This window comes from Brevibacterium sp. S111, from assembly GCF_004745075.1.
Taxonomy (GTDB): Bacteria; Actinomycetota; Actinomycetes; order Actinomycetales; family Brevibacteriaceae; genus Brevibacterium.
In genome coordinates this window covers 70,570-85,518 of the sequence record NZ_RHFH01000013.1, presented here as the reverse complement: position 1 = coordinate 85,518, position 14,949 = coordinate 70,570, and the positions used below count along the sequence as shown (strand labels likewise).

12 protein-coding genes are annotated in these 14,949 nt (G+C 66.9%); 9 read left to right on the top strand and 3 right to left on the bottom strand.

All coding sequences use genetic code 11. From position 1 onward, the window contains the following. Positions 1–83 precede the first annotated feature (83 nt). Positions 84–1,673, bottom strand: a complete 1,590-nt coding sequence (locus tag EB836_RS14640) for a succinic semialdehyde dehydrogenase (RefSeq protein WP_135541694.1) — start codon at positions 1,671–1,673, stop codon at positions 84–86. Positions 1,674–1,723: 50 nt separating this feature from the next. Here EB836_RS14640 and EB836_RS14635 point away from each other — a divergent pair, with 50 nt between their 5' ends. Continuing rightward, entirely contained in the window at positions 1,724–2,923 is a 1,200-nt protein-coding gene (locus EB836_RS14635) for an amino acid deaminase/aldolase (RefSeq protein WP_135541692.1), read from the top strand. After that, on the top strand, positions 2,920–4,320 hold the full coding sequence (locus EB836_RS14630) for a D-arabinono-1,4-lactone oxidase (RefSeq protein WP_240690017.1): 1,401 nt from the start codon (positions 2,920–2,922) through the stop codon (positions 4,318–4,320). The genes EB836_RS14635 and EB836_RS14630 overlap by 4 nt, the downstream gene beginning before the upstream one ends. 108 nt (positions 4,321–4,428) lie before the next feature. Here EB836_RS14630 and EB836_RS14625 read toward each other — a convergent pair whose 3' ends face one another. Then, positions 4,429–5,316, bottom strand: a complete 888-nt coding sequence (locus EB836_RS14625) for an alpha/beta hydrolase (RefSeq protein WP_135541688.1) — start codon at positions 5,314–5,316, stop codon at positions 4,429–4,431. Positions 5,317–5,437: 121 nt separating this feature from the next. Between EB836_RS14625 and EB836_RS14620 the strand changes: the two genes are divergently transcribed. Both EB836_RS14620 and EB836_RS14615 read left to right on the top strand, forming a co-directional pair. Next, complete coding sequence (locus EB836_RS14620; RefSeq protein WP_135541686.1) at positions 5,438–6,808, top strand: MFS transporter; 1,371 nt, start codon at positions 5,438–5,440, stop codon at positions 6,806–6,808. A gap of 388 nt (positions 6,809–7,196) precedes the next feature. After that, complete coding sequence (locus tag EB836_RS14615; RefSeq protein ID WP_135541684.1) at positions 7,197–8,012, top strand: transcriptional regulator; 816 nt, start codon at positions 7,197–7,199, stop codon at positions 8,010–8,012. Positions 8,013–8,081: 69 nt separating this feature from the next. On the opposite strand, the gene purB is transcribed toward EB836_RS14615, so the two are convergent. Then, a complete protein-coding gene (purB, locus tag EB836_RS14610) occupies positions 8,082–9,515 on the bottom strand; it encodes an adenylosuccinate lyase (RefSeq protein WP_135541683.1) in 1,434 nt (477 codons plus the stop codon). 272 nt (positions 9,516–9,787) lie between these two features. Here purB and EB836_RS14605 point away from each other — a divergent pair, with 272 nt between their 5' ends. The 5 genes from EB836_RS14605 to EB836_RS14585 all read left to right on the top strand — a co-directional run bounded on the left by EB836_RS14605 (position 9,788) and on the right by EB836_RS14585 (position 14,938). Continuing rightward, the gene (locus EB836_RS14605; protein ID WP_135541681.1) at positions 9,788–10,033 is read left to right on the top strand and encodes a hypothetical protein; all 246 of its coding nucleotides are present in this window, start codon (positions 9,788–9,790) and stop codon (positions 10,031–10,033) included. Further along, entirely contained in the window at positions 10,030–10,797 is a 768-nt protein-coding gene (locus EB836_RS14600; protein ID WP_135541679.1) for a hypothetical protein, read from the top strand. Before EB836_RS14605 ends, EB836_RS14600 begins: the two co-directional genes overlap by 4 nt. Further along, positions 10,797–12,314, top strand: a complete 1,518-nt coding sequence (locus EB836_RS14595) for a hypothetical protein (protein WP_135541677.1) — start codon at positions 10,797–10,799, stop codon at positions 12,312–12,314. The genes EB836_RS14600 and EB836_RS14595 overlap by 1 nt, the downstream gene beginning before the upstream one ends. Positions 12,315–12,866: 552 nt before the next feature. Next, positions 12,867–13,961 carry a pyruvate dehydrogenase (acetyl-transferring) E1 component subunit alpha gene (gene pdhA / locus EB836_RS14590; RefSeq protein WP_346763093.1) on the top strand — a complete coding sequence of 365 codons (1,095 nt, stop codon included), beginning with the start codon at positions 12,867–12,869 and terminating at the stop codon, positions 13,959–13,961. After that, complete coding sequence (locus tag EB836_RS14585) at positions 13,961–14,938, top strand: alpha-ketoacid dehydrogenase subunit beta (protein WP_135541674.1); 978 nt, start codon at positions 13,961–13,963, stop codon at positions 14,936–14,938. Before pdhA ends, EB836_RS14585 begins: the two co-directional genes overlap by 1 nt. Positions 14,939–14,949: the final 11 nt, after the last annotated feature.

Below are 14,949 nucleotides of genomic sequence, written 5' to 3'. Positions count from 1 at the left end.
CGCGGCGGCGAAGAGTGCTCCGAAGTCGCAGCGGCGAGGCGCGGGTCGCTTCGCCGCCGGTGGTGCTGCTCCCCCGGCTGCCGCTACTTCATGCGCAGGGCCCGCATCGCCGTGAGCGCACCGGTCATCGCCTTCGCGAACGTCCTCTGATCCACGGGGCCGGCCGGGGCGATCGGGTGCAGCCGCTGTTCGGCGATCGTGTGCGTGTGCATGAACTGGTGGATGCCTTCGGCTCCATGCCGGTGGCCCAGCCCCGAGGCTCTGACCCCGCCGGCCGGGGCGTCGACGGACCCCCAGCTGGCCGGGTAGACCTCGTTGACGTTGATCATTCCCGCTTGGAGCTGCCGGGCGTACTCGCGTCCGTGGGAGCGGGAGTACAAGGCGGCCGAGAGTCCGTATTCGCTGTCATTGGCCGCCGTGACCGCCTCGGCGTCGGAGGAGACCGGGTAGACGGCGACGACGGGACCGAAAGTCTCCTCACGATGCAGATCCGCCTCGGGGGGAACATCGGTGAGCACGGTCGGGGCGTAGAAGTACGGTCCGCGTTCGGGCACCGCGTGGCCGCCGGCGATGACCGCGGCACCGACGCTGCGCGCCTGCTCGACGTGGGCGCTGACCCGCTCGAACTGCTTCGGCCCGGCCAGGGACCCCATTCCCGGGCCGTACTCGAAGTCGGCGCTCAAGGTCACGGCACGGGCCGCCTCGGCGAAGTGGGCGCAGAAGGCGGGGTAGAGGTCCTTGTGGACGTAGATGCGTTCGATCGAGATGCACAGCTGCCCGGCCGAGGAGAACGACCCGCGCACGGCCCCCTCGACGGCCTTCGGCAGGTCGGCATCCGAGAGCACGACCAGGGGGTTCTTGCCGCCGAGCTCGAGCGCGGTCGGCAGCAGACGGCGTCCCGCTTCGGAGGCAATCGACCGTCCCGCGGCCGTCGAACCGGTGAATGACAGGCCGTCGGCGCCGCTGAGCAGCGCGGGTCCGACCGCGTCGACGGTGCCGGGCACGAGCTGCCACACCTCGGGAGGCAGTCCGGCTGCGATCGCCAGGCGACGCATGAAGATCGCGGTCAGGGTGGTCGTCGAGTCGGGTTTGTGGACGACGGCGTTGCCGGCGGTCAGGGCCGCGAACAGGTCGGTCGCCCCCAAGGTCAGCGGGTAGTTCCACGGCGTGATGAACCCGATCACGCCCAGCGGTGTGCGCGTGACCTCGGTGCGGGTGAGGCCGGGAATCGCCCCGCGCCGACGTTCGGGGCGCAGGTAGCGGGCAGCCATCACCCCGTAGTGGCGCAGCACATTGAAGGTGTCGAGAACCTCGTCATAAGCGTGGATGCGAGCCTTGCCGGTCTCGAACTGGACGATGTCGAGCAGCAGATCCTCGTGCCGACGCAGCGAGGCATGCAGGCGCGTGAGCACCTTCGACCGGTGTTCGACGGATTGGGCGGCCCAGGCGGAGGCGGCGATGCGGGCGGTGGTGTAGGCGGCTTCGACATCGGCGGCGGTGTTCCGGGCGAACCGGTCGACGGCCTCACCCGTGAACGGTTCGACGCCGCGCTCGCGCTCACCCGACCCCGAGGCTTCGGCGTACGGATCGGTGTCGAGGAACTCACGCAGAGCCGCTGTGACGTGGTCAGATGCGGCTTGGTTGGAGATTGTGACGGCGGTTTCTGATCTCATCGGCTGCCTTCTCATGTGACGTGGGTCATCTGCGGGATACAATACCGGTCATGGTATCGAGTGATCTTCGGCGTGCGCTGAACGGAACCGGAGACCCCACTGCAGTGATCGACCTCGACGCCTTCGACGCGAACCTCGACGCCTTGGCCGAGCGTGCTCGCGGGCTGCCGATCCGGGTCGCCACGAAATCGCTGCGGGTGCCCGCGGCCATCGATCGGGCTCTGGCCCATCCCGCCTGCGCCGGGGTGCTCTCCTATTCCGTGCCCGAGGCGCTCATCCTCCACTCCCGCGGCGTCCGCGACATCGTCATCGGCTATCCGAGTCTCGACCGTCAGGCGCTGGCCCGGATGTTCGCCGAGGCGGGAGCGCTGGACCAGATCACCGTGATGATCGACTCCGTGACCCACCTCGACATCATCGACGAGGTGAGACGATCCGTCGCCGAGGCGTCCGCTGCCTCGGTGCGGGTGTGCATCGACGTCGACTCCTCCTTCCGTCCGGCCGAGGCCTGGTTGGGCGACCGGATCCATATCGGGGCCAGGCGATCACCGGTCCGCGATGTCGACACCGCCGTGACCCTGGCCCGGCAGGTCGCCGCTCGACCGGGATTCGAGCTCGTCGGGCTGATGTTCTACGAAGGGCAGATCGCCGGCACCGCCGACGCCGGACGCTCGGCCAGACAGGTCGTCGTCCGCGCCATGCAGAAGGCTTCGATCGCCGAACTCGCCGAGCGCCGGGCGGCCGTCATCGCCGCCGTGCGGGAGATCGCCGACCTCGAATTCGTCAACGGAGGCGGCACCGGTTCCTTCGAATCGAGTGCCGTCGAGGGCACGCTGACCGATCTTGCCGCCGGCTCCGGACTCTTCTCCCCGGGACTCTTCGACGGCTACACGCACTTCCGGCACCGTCCCGCCGCCTTCTTCGTCACCCCCGTCGTGCGCAGGCCAGCACCCGGCTGGGTGACGGTGTTCAAGGGCGGCTTCATCGCCTCCGGCGTGCCCGGGCCCGACCGTCTGCCGACCATCGCCTGGCCGCCCGGGCTCGAATACTCGAGTCTCGAAGGTCCCGGTGAGGTGCAGACACCGCTGACCGGACCCGGTGCCGACGATGTGGGCATCGGCGACCTCGTCTGGTTCCGTCATGCGAAGGCGGGAGAACTGGCCGAACATTTCAACGAATTCACCGTCGTCTCCCACGGCCGGATCACCGACAGATGGGCGACGTACAGGGGAGAGGGGCTGGTGCTGTGAGCGCAGCGAAGATCGTCCGCGGTCGACAGACGGGACGGGCCCCGACGCGGGGCTCGGGTCGGGGCCGGCAGCCGTTCCGGAACTGGTCCGGGCATGTCCACGCTCATCCGCACACCTACTCGAGTCCCGCCTCGGCGGACGAACTGTCCGGAATCGTCGCCTCCGCGGCCGCAGAGGGGGAGCGGCTGCGCGTCGTCGGGGCCGGACATTCCTTCACGCCCGTCGCCGCGGGCAACGATGTCATGGTCAACCTCGATGCGCTGTCCGGGATCGTCGCCGTCGACGAATCCCGCAGGCGGGTGCGCTTCGGGGCGGGAACCCGGCTGCGGGACATCCCCGCCCTGCTCGAACCCTTCGGCCTGGCGCTGGAGAACCAGGGCGACGTCAACCCGCAGTCCCTGGCCGGGGCGATCTCGACGAGCACCCACGGCACCGGACTCGGATTCACCGGATTCGCCGGCACCGTCACGGGGCTGAGTCTCATGGGGCCCGACGGGCGGGTCCGGGAGCTCTCCGCTGACGCCGAACCGGAGACCTTCGACCTCGCCCGGGTCAGCCTCGGCGTGCTCGGAGTCATCACCGAGATCGAACTCCGCTGTGTGCCCGCCTTCGATCTCATCGCCGAGGAGAAGGTCGCGGGATTCGATGAACTCCTCGACGGGCTCGAGGAGCGGATGCGCGGTGCCGACCACTTCGAGTTCTACTGGTTTCCGCACACCGAAACGGTGCTGACGAAGACGAACACCCGTGTCGACCCGGGGGCGGCCGGGACCGGGAATCTCGCCGAGGCGGGGGTGCGCAACCGTTGGGCGACCCTCCTCGACAAGGAGATCGTCGAGAACGGGGCCCTGCGCCTGGCCGTCGAGCTCGGGGCCAAGGTGCCGGGCATGGTGCCCTCGATCAACCGCATCGCCCAGTCCGTGGTCGCGGATCGGATGTACCGGGCACCGGGCTATGACGTGTTCGTCACTCCGCGCCGAGTGAGATTCAATGAGATGGAGTATGCGCTGCCCTTCGCCGCCGGCACCGAGGCGATCCGGGAGATCCGAGAGACGATCGAGTCCAAAGGGTGGCAGATCTCGTTCCCCCTCGAGGTTCGGTGCGCGGCCGCCGATGATGTGCCGCTGTCGACGGCGACGGGACGCGAGTCGATGTACATCGCCGTCCACCGGTTCATCAAAGAGGACTTCGCCGAATACTTCCGGGTCGTCGAGCAGATCCTGTGCCGCCACGGGGGACGACCGCACTGGGGCAAGATCCATACGCGCACAACCGCTGATCTGCGCGGACTCTACCCGCGGTTCGATGACTTCTGCGAGCTGCGCGCTCGCCTCGACCCGCAGGCGATGTTCGGCAACCGCTTCACCGACTCGCTGTTCGGGCTCGACGCCCGGTGAAGATTCGGGTGCGGTGACGTCTGAAGTGCGGTGACGTCGGGCGGGATGGGGTGGTCCATCGAGCGGTCGGCCGAGTCGCAGGAAGCGGAGCGTGCCGTGTTCGAGCCGTCAGTGCGGACCGCTGGCCGCCGTTTCGAGCCAGTCGAGGATCTCCGGCCAGGCCGCCTGACCGAGTGACCGGCGGAGGAGGCCGTGATGGCCGATGCGCTCGACGCCGAGCTCGGTCGGGGTGAAGGTGCGGCGAGTCACCGGTGCCAGTCGCAGACGATCGACGAGTTCATCGATCTGCGCGGGATCGGCCCACGGGTCATCGGAGGCGCCGACTGCGAACACGGGCGTGGCCAACCGGGCCACGCGCGCTCCGGCCCCCAGTGTCGGGTCGTCGAAGAAGTACTCGGGCAGACGCAGCCACCGCGTCCACTCGAACAGCGCGGCCTGGGGAATGTCCTCGCCGAGGCCGAGCGCCCTGCCGGGCATGTACCCGAGCACCCGGGTGGCCAGGGTGCCGAGACCGCCGAGACCGAGTCCCACGCGCAGCCGCTCGCTGCGCGACACGATGTCCCGTGTCGATGCCCGGTGTGAGGCGACGGTGACGATGCCGGCCAGCGCCTCACCGCCGTAGCCCTGGACGAGGGCATGCCCGCCGATGCTGTGGCCCATCGCGACATGGGGCAGATCGGGGAAGGCGGTCGCCGCCCACTGTGCCGCGGCGGGCATGTCCTCGGCCATCCAGTCGCGCATGCGCACCCGCCGGTGCGCCCGAGCCTCGGCTCGGTCGCCGACTCCGCGCAGACCATAGGTGAGCACGATGAATCCCCGGGCGGCGGCCGCCTCGGCGAAGGAGAAGTAGAAGCGTTCGGGGGTCGCGGTGGCGGGGTGGATCGTCAGCACCGCCAGCGGTGTCCCAGCGGGGTGGAGGACGTGGCCGTCGATCTCGCTCGGGCCGTATCGGCTCGGCACTGGGATGCGCAGCTGTTCGTGGAGGGGAGTGTCCATAGGAGTCAGCGTAATCAGCAGAACACCGATTCGCTACCGATCGGTAATACAGATTTCAGGTGCGGTCGAGTCGAAAGCTGATGTCCGGGACGGCGTCCGGGTGGACTGGTACGCTCGGCGCATGACCGAGTCCGATCGGAACAGTCCCGCCACACCTTCTGAGGCAGCCAGCCGAGACCGGGAGAGAGGCCGCCGCCGGTCGATGTTCGTTGCGGCGTTCGGCACCGTCGTCGAATGGTACGACTTCTCCATCTTCTTCTATGTCGCCACGACCCTGACCAAGGAATTCTTCGGCGATCAGACGGATTCGCTGCTGCTCACCCTCGGGGTGGGGGCCGCCGGCTTCCTCTTCCGGCCCTTGGGTGCGATGGTCTTCGGCCACCTCGGCGATCGGATCGGACGCCGGTCGACGCTCATCATCTCTGCGGTCCTCATGGCGATCTCGATGCTCGGGATCGCCGTCATCCCGAACTACGAGACGATCGGCATCTGGGCGGGTGTCCTCATGGTCACCCTGCGGTGCCTGTCCGGGTTCTCCGTCGGCGCCGAATACACCGGCATCATGGTCTTCCTCATGGAATCGGCGGCACCGGGCAAACGGGGACTGGCGGCGAGCTGGGCTGCGGCCAACAGTGAAGTCGGCGCCCTGCTGGCGGTGGGCTCCGGTGCCCTGCTGGCGAATACGCTCAGCCCCGAGGCGATGGATTCCTGGGGCTGGCGGCTGCTGTTCGTCCTCGGCGCGGTGCTCGCCATCCTCATGGTGCCGCTGCGATCGATGATGGAGGAGACCGAGACCTTCAAGCGGCTGCAGCAGGCGGAGAAGGAATCGAAGGACGTCGCGCTCAAACGCTCCCCGCTCATCACCGCCGTCCTCGAGCAGCCGCGGGCGATCCTCGTCGCCTTCCTCATCTCCTCGATCGGTTCGGTCAGCTACTTCCTCAACATCACCTATGTGCCGACCTATATCGAAGAGGTGGCGAAGGTCCCGAACTCCGGCTCCCTGGCCCTGGGCACCGTGGCCGCCGTCGTCGCCATCATCGTCACCCCGTTCTTCGGGCTCGCCTCGGACAGGTTCGGGCGGAAGCCGGCCCTGGCAGCGCTCATGGTCGTCTTCGTCTTCACGACGATTCCCGCCTATGTGCTGCTGAGCAATCAGTCCGCGGGCATCGCGGTCGCCGGTTCCGCCTTCCTCGCCATCCCGGCGGCCGGGTGGAGCGCAGTAGCTGCGGCGATGGTGCCCGAACAGTTCACCGGCACGAGCCGCTTCTCCGGCATGGCGATCGGCTACAACGTGGCCACCGTCCTCTTCGGCGGACTCTCCCCGCTCATCGCCACGGCGCTCATGTCGTCGACGGGCGTCACCCTGGCCCCGGCGATCTATGCGACCGTCGTCATCGTCGTGGCCGGCGTTCCGACGCTCATCCTCGCCCGGAGCATGGGAAAGAAGACCCTCGCCGAGGTGGACGCGGACAGGCATCTCGTCCCCGCTTGACGAGTCGGGGCGGGTATCTCATCCCCGGCCGACGGACGGTCCCCACCTTAAGGGGCAGGGCAGATATTTCGTTCCACCTTAAGGGGCAGGGCAGATATTTCGTTCCGCCTTAAGGGGCAGGGCAGATGTTTCGTTCCGCCTTAAGGGGCAGGGCAGATGTTTCGTTCCGCCTGAGGGGAGGGCAGATGTTTCGTTCCGCCTGAGGGGAGGGCAGATGTTTCGTTCTGTCTGAAGGGCCAGGATGGGCGCGTGCGCCCGATTGATGACAGTCGTGTCCGATCTGCCACACGCAGGACATATCTGGAGGCCGCGGCACCCATAAGTTGGTTTCATGACAGGCATTCGGGCACACAGATCCCGGGTGCGAGAATCCGAACAGGGGATCACCATGAAACGCCTGAACCGCGCCACACTCACCGCCGCAGCCCTTCTCACCTGCACACTCGCCTTCTCCGGATGTTCGCTCATCGACCAGGTCACACCATTCGATCAGGACGGACAGTCCGGTGAACAGGCCGGGGCCGATGGCCAGCAGCCGCCGGGGTCGGGCAATACCGACCAGGAGTCGGGAACCGATGACAACACAGCCGATCAGGGATCCTCGGCTTCTTCGGACAGCGGAGCATCCTCGAACGGCGGTTCGTCGGACAGCGGCACCACGGGCACCGACGACGGCACCACGGGCAGCGGAACCTCGGGTACAGATGGCGGCTCGTCGGATTCGGGTGCGGCGGCCTCGTCGGGGAACCAGGCTGAAGTCTCGGTCGGGAAGAGCTTCACGGACCCGCAGATGGATGACGACATCGAGGTGCTCTCTGCCGTGCGCAACTTCGAATCCAGCAAGAAGGCCACCACGATCGAGCTCGGCGGTGAGGTTGTGCTCCTCGAGGTCAAGATCACTCCGGGAAAGAAGTACAGCGGCCTTATCCAATCCGGAGCCTTCAAGATCTCCAATGACGGCGGTGCCGACTATCGCTATGACCAGACCACCGGAGTCGAGGCCGAGATGGAGGCCGCCGGGTACGAACCCTTTGAAAACGTCACCCGCCGTGACGGTGGAACTCACACGGGGTGGATCGCCTATGTCCCCGATAAAAAGAAGGACACGTACACGATCCGCTACGAACGCGGAGCCGGCAAGGTCATGGGCACCGACGAGAAGATCCCCGAGTACACGAAGACCTTCGATATCCCCGCAGCCTGAACGACGCATCGAGGCCGGTTTCCGAATTCGGAAACCGGCCTCGATGATGTCTCGTGACAGCGGCGTGAATCAGGCTTCGCTGTAGGCCATCCAGTCGGAGACCGCGGACTCGGCGAGCTGGGCGGCCACACCGGTGTAGGTCGCGGGGGTCAGCGCCTTGAGCAGCTCGGCGCGGTCCTCGGGCAGCCCGAGGCCGTCGACGAACTCCTGCAGATCGGCCTGGTCGATGCGCTTGCCGCGGGTGAGTTCCTTGAGCGTTTCGTACGGATTCTCCATGCCGGGCACGCCCTGGAGACCCGCGGCACGCATCACCGACTGGATCGCCTCGCCGAGCACCTCCCAGTTCGCATCGAGATCGGCGGCCAGCGCCTCCTCGTTGATGGCGAGGGCGCCGAGGCCCTTGACGAGGTTGTTCAGCGCCAGCACCGAGTGGCCGAAGGCGACGCCGATGTTGCGCTGCGAGGTCGAGTCGGTGAGGTCGCGCTGCATCCGGGAGGTGACCAGGGTGGAGGCGAGCGAATCGAGCAGGGCACAGGAGAGCTCGAGGTTCGCCTCGGCGTTCTCGAAGCGGATCGGGTTGACCTTGTGCGGCATCGTCGACGACCCGGTCGCCCCCGCCACGGGGATCTGTTTGAAGTAGTTCATCGAGATGTAGGTCCACATATCGGTGGCGAGGTTGTGCGCGATCCGGTTGAACCGGGCGACGTCGGCGAAGAGCTCGGCATCCCAGTCGTGGGACTCGATCTGCGTGGTCAGGGCGTTGAAGCTCAGGTCGAGACGGTCTTCGACGAAGGTCTGCGCGATCTGCGGCCAGTCCGCTCCGGGTACGGCGGCCAGGTGCGCCGAATAGGTGCCGGTGGCGCCGTTGATCTTGCCGAGGAACTCGGTGGCAGCGATGCGCTCATACTGGCGGCGCAGCCGGTGGATGAAGACGGCGAGCTCTTTGCCCATCGTCGTCGGCGTCGCCGGCTGACCGTGGGTGTGCGCGAGCATCGGAACATCGGCCAGCGCCGAGGCGGATTCGGCGAGGGCGTCGATGAGTGCCTTCGCGCGGGGCAGCCACACCTGTTCGGTGGCACCTTTGATCCCGAGCGCCCAGGACAGGTTGTTGATGTCTTCGGAGGTGCAGCAGAAGTGGACGAGTTCGCTGAGATCCTCGGCCCCGATCTTCACTAGGGCCTCTTTGATTGTGTATTCGACGGCCTTGACGTCGTGGACGGTCACGGCCTCGTGGGCGGCGAGCGTCGCGATGGTCTCGGCATCGAAGTCGGCGGCGAAGTCCCGCAGACCGTCGACCTCCTCATCGGTGAGGCGTCGCACCCCCTCGATCACGGAGCTCTGTGCGAGGTGGATGAACCACTCGACCTCAACGGTGATGCGGTTGCGGTTGAGTGCCGCCTCGGAGAGGTGATCGACGAGGTCAGCGGTGTCTTTGCGGTAGCGACCATCAAGCGGTCCGAGGGCGATGGCGGGCGAGATTTCGGCAAGGGAAACAGTCGGCATACCCCTATTTTCTCATGAGCGCCCGCGCGGGGCGGAACCCGACCGTCTGGAACGGACGCCTGCCCGCGGCGAGATCGCCGGGCGGAGGTGACTCGGACACGGGCGCCTGTGGATCCGGAGGTGACTTCGACGCCGGAGGCCTGTGGGTGCTCGAGGCTCGTCCCCAAGCCGACGAGCGGGGGTTCCCTGGCCCGTTCGGAGCTCCCTACAGTCAGGCAGACAGTCAGGCAGATCGAGCGTGGAGCCGATGCGACGAGTGGGAGGAGACACGGATGATCACGGACGAGTTGGCGCGCAATCGCGACCAATGGCTGCGGCGAGGTGATCTGCTGCGTTCGGTGGCTCAGTGCTGTCGGCAGATCGACAGTTGGGACTCGCCGGCCGGGCACCTCTTCGAGGACCGGGTGACGTCGAGCGCGACGTCGATCGACCGGCTCGCGGAGTGCGCGGACGAACTCGCCGAGGCCTACGACCTCCACCTGCAGGTCGTCTCGGCGGGAGGGCGGATCCAACTGTGAACGCTGATTCCGCCACGGGCGCCGTTGAACAGTGGATCCTTGTCGACCTCGAGCGGATCCTGCGTCTGCCCGATCGGCTGCGGCGACTGTGGCCGCCCGAGCTGCTGCCGCACCGAAAGGGCGAGGGCCCGCCCCTCGCCCCCGCGGCAGTGACGGACCTTGACCCGGCGGCCGAGACGGGCCCGGGCACCGCCTCGGCGGGCGAGGGCACGCGCGACCCCCTCTCAACGGGAGACGCGAAGGCGGGCACCGCCTCGGCGGGAGGGAGCAGCGACGGCGCTGTCGGGACGGAGCGGGAGCTCGATGTTCTCACGGCGTGGGTGCACGGGTTCGCCTCCGAACTTGACCAGACGAGCACCCGCATCACCGTCGTGCTGTCCTCGGGCGTCGAAACCGTCCACCTTGCGCTCTGCCTCGGGGCGGGTGGCAGCCATGCGGTGGTGGCACTGGCGGGCGAAGGCCTTGAGGACTTCGCCGGCCATCAGCTTCTGCGCCGGATCGGTCCGGGCCAGGTCGGACGGGTCGTCGAAGCCCTCGCCGAACTCGTCGAACACGACTGCGTGCTCACCCTCAGCTGGGCCGGTCGGGGAGGAGCCGCCGGGTTGGAGTTCCTCCACCGCCGAGGCGGGACCTGGTTCCGCCCGGTTCTCGACCGCCGCGGCGACCGCGTCACCGTCGACGCCGATGTCGAAGCCGGGGACACGGCAGTACGGAAGCTGCTGAGCGCCGTACTCACCCGCACGCTGACGATGGGGCTCCGGTGATGGTCGACTCGACCACCCGCGGCGGTGGACGCATCACCGTCGACGAGCGCGCCGAGGGCAGCGGAGACGCACTGCAGACCGTGATGGGCGAGGTCGGCGATCTGGCTGTGGAAGGGAGCATCGCCGACTTCGACCTCGCGACCCTGCTCACCCAGGTGCCCGCCCCGATCACGGCGCTCAACCTCGACGCCCGCCGGGCCGCGTTCCACCGGCAGTTAGCCGCCGTGCTCATCGAACTCGAAGCCACACTGCTCGGCGTGCGGGCCGCCGCATTCGCCTACCGGCAGGCGGAGAAGGGCATCAGCGAAGTCTTCGGAGGACTCCTCGACGCCCTCGGCTGGGCCGCCGGACGGGCGCTGGCGATGAGCCTGCCCGTCCTCATCCCGGTCGCCCTCGTCATCGGCGGCCAGGTCATCGCGGTGGCGAAGATCCTCGACGCCACCGGACTCGATGACCTCATCGTCAGACACTGGGGCATCGACCTCGGCAAGACCAAAGCACAGGCGAAGGAAGCCCTGATCAAGCTCGTGTTCGAGAACTCCGATGCGTCCGGAGCCGTCATCGAACATGTGCTGCCGGGCATCGTCGTCGGCTTCATGGGCCTGCCGCCCGGAGCGTTGGATTCGAAAACCGGTCACGCCTTCTGGCCGCACGATTCGCAGTCGATGACGATCTGGGTGCTCGCCGGGGCCAACCGGTTCGGCCTGCTGCTGCCCTCCGACGTCGAGGTGTGGAGGGCGAAGGGACTGACCCCGCCGCATACGGAACCGCCCCGAGACGTCGAAGACCTCTATATCCGCGAGGCGAACTGCCACCTCGGTGCGGACTCCGGGCAGGTGCGCATCGAAGAGATCGTCGGCCCCGACGGCACCGTCCGCTACATCGTCTACGTTCCCGCCACCACCGACTGGTCGCCGAAGTCCGGAGACAACACGACCGATCTGACGACGAACGTCCAGGGTATGGCCGGAAACGACACCGTGATGCGCGAAATGGTGCGGCAGGCCATCGCCGATGCCGGAATCGGCCGGAGAGCGGAGGTCATGCTCGTCGGCTATTCGCAGGGAGGGATCACCGCCGGTTCGCTGGCTGCGGACCCGGCGTTCCTCGGCGATGTCAACGTCACCGCGCTCATGACGGTCGGTGCCCCGGTCTCCGACTTCCCCATCGACTCCAACATCGACGTACTCTCCATCGAACACGAACAGGACCTTGTACCCGACCTCGACGGAGGCGAGAATCCGGCAGCTGACAACTGGTCGACGATCACCGTCGACTACGACCCCGACGAACTGCGCAAGGCCCCCGGCCTGGCGAACAAGACCGATGCCGAACTCGATGAGATGTTCGCCTCGGCCGGTGCCGCGCACTCGTCCACGGCCTACGCGGCCTCGATCGCGCTGCTGCTGCGGGCAGGACATCCGAGTCTCAACCGCTTCACCGCGAAGAATTCAGGGTTCTTCACCGGCGATCTCAAACAGACCCGCGACTATCAGGGCAAGCGCCGGCGCACCTGAGCTCGCCTACCTCGTTCACGGGCCGTCCCGGTTCGGAAGCCCCGCTGCCGGCGCTGCTGAAGACGATCAGCAGTGCTCGGGGGCGCGCTGAAGACGATCAGCAGCGTTTGGGAGCGCGCTGAAGACGGGCAGCAGCGCTCGCAGGCGCGCTTGAGACGGGCGGCAGCGCTCGCCGGCGCGGGCGCCTCGGTGCTCGGACGTGCGTTTGTCGGACGATGAAGCTTCTCTGCGGAGATCGACAATTGTCCGTCGCAGGCTTTGAAACTGAGCCACATGTGTTCAAGTTTGCCCATAGTCTGTTCCTGACCTGCACTTTTGATACTCGAACCACATGGTGAGAGTGGCAAGCAGTGAGTGGATTCGGTATCGTTGGATCACCTGTGAATCAGATCACTCGAGGGCGAGTTCTCACACCCGAGGGCCTGCCCGACGGACTCGGTCCACCACTGGTCACCTCCGGTGAAGATGGACCTCGAACAAAGGAGAACTGAAATGACCTCCAACATTTCAGTGGGAACCGGCGCTGCCCACAGTCAGTCTTCGGAACCCAGAATGATCCAGATGCTCACCGAAGACGGCAACCGCGTCGAATCCGGTGAATACGATGCCTTCGCGGCAGAACTCACCGATGAGGATCTGCGCGGCTTCTACCGGGACATGGTCCTTGTGCGCCGCATCGATGCCGAAGGCGCCGCACTCCAGCGTCAGGGACAGTTGGGCCTGTGGGCACCGCTGCTCGGACAGGAAGCGGCCCAGATCGGCATGGGCCGAGCCGCCCGCCCCCAAGACTTCGTCTTCCCCACCTACCGCGAGCACGGCCTCGCCTACACCCGAGGCGTCGAACCCGAAACCCTGCTGAGCATCTTCCGTGGTCAGAACCACGGCGGTTGGGACCCGCAGGAACACCGGTTCCACACCTACACCATCGTCATCGGTTCGCAGGCCCTGCATGCCACCGGCTACGCCATGGGTGTGAGCATGGACGGCGACGTCGGCACGGGCGACATCGACCGCGACACCGTGTCCATCGCCTGCTTCGGCGACGGCGCCACCTCGCAGGGTGATGTCTCCGAAGCGCTGACCTTCGCCGGGGCCTTCCACGCCCCCGTGCTCTTCTTCTGCCAGAACAACCAGTGGGCCATCTCCGAACCCACCCATGTCCAGACCGCCGCACCTCTGTGCAAGCGCGGCGAGGGCTTCGGAGTCCCCGGTATCCGCGTCGACGGCAACGACATCATCGCGATGTACTCCGTCGCCCGTGCCAGCCTCGATTCCGTGCGTGCCGGTCACGGCCCGATGCTCATCGAAGCCTTCACCTACCGCCGCGGCGCGCATACCACGGCCGATGATCCGACGAAGTACCGTGACAAGGCCGAAGAGGAGATCTGGGAGGACCGTGACCCGATCACCCGCCTCAAGGCCTACCTCGACAAGCACACCGAGACCAGCGAAGAGTTCTTCACCGAGGTGGACGCCGAAGCCGACACCCTGGCCGCCCGCATCCGCCACAACTGCATGACGATGGAGAACCCCGACGGCATCGAGATGTTCGCCCATGTCACCTCAGAACCCCACTCCCTCGTCGACGAGGAACGCGAAGAATTCTTGGCGTATCAGGCCTCGTTCGCCGATGCGGGTGAGGCCTGATGGAGAAGCTTCCCCTCTCGAAGGCGATCACCGCCGGAATGCGCAAGGCCATGGAGGACGACCCGAAGGTCGTCCTCATCGGTGAGGACATCGGCAAGCTCGGAGGCGTCTTCCGCGTCACCGAGGGCCTGCAGAAGGACTTCGGTCCGCAGCGCGTCATCGATGCCCCGTTGGCCGAATCCGGCATCGTCGGCACCTCGATCGGCATGGCCATCCGCGGCTACCGCCCGGTCATCGAGATCCAGTTCGATGCGTTCATCTTCCCGGCCTATGACCAGATCGTCACCCAGGTTGCGAAGCTGTACAACCGCACTCTCGGCAAAGAGCGCATGCCATTGGTCATCCGCGTGCCCTACGGCGGCGGCATCGGCTCACCCGAACACCATTCGGAGAGCCCGGAGACCGTCTTCGCCCACCACGCCGGACTGCGCCTGATCACCCCGTCGAACGCCCACGACGCGTACTGGATGATCCAGGATGCGATCAAGAGCGACGATCCGGTGATGTTCTTCGAACCCAAGCGCCGCTACTGGCAGCGCGGGGACGTCGACACCACCGACCGCGGTGGTCTGGGCATGAACGACGCCCGCGTCGTCTCCGAAGGCACCGATGTCACCCTCGTCGCCTACGGACCTCTCATGCCGACCGCGCAGGACGTCGTCGCTGCGGCCGCCGACGAAGGCAAGAGCGTCGAACTCATCGACCTGCGAGGGCTCAGCCCGATCGACTTCACCACGGTCGAGAAGTCCGTGAAGAAGACCGGTCGCCTCGTCGTGACCCATGAGGCGCCGACCTTCCTGGGCCTGGGCTCGGAGATCGCCGCGCGCATCACCGAACGCTGCTTCTTCAACCTCGAAGCCCCGGTCATCCGCGTCGGCGGATACCACACCCCGTATCCCGGCTCGCGGATGGAAGAGCATTACCTGCCCGATCTCGATCGCATCTTCGACGGTGTCGACCGAGCCCTGTCCTACTGATCTCGAGGAGA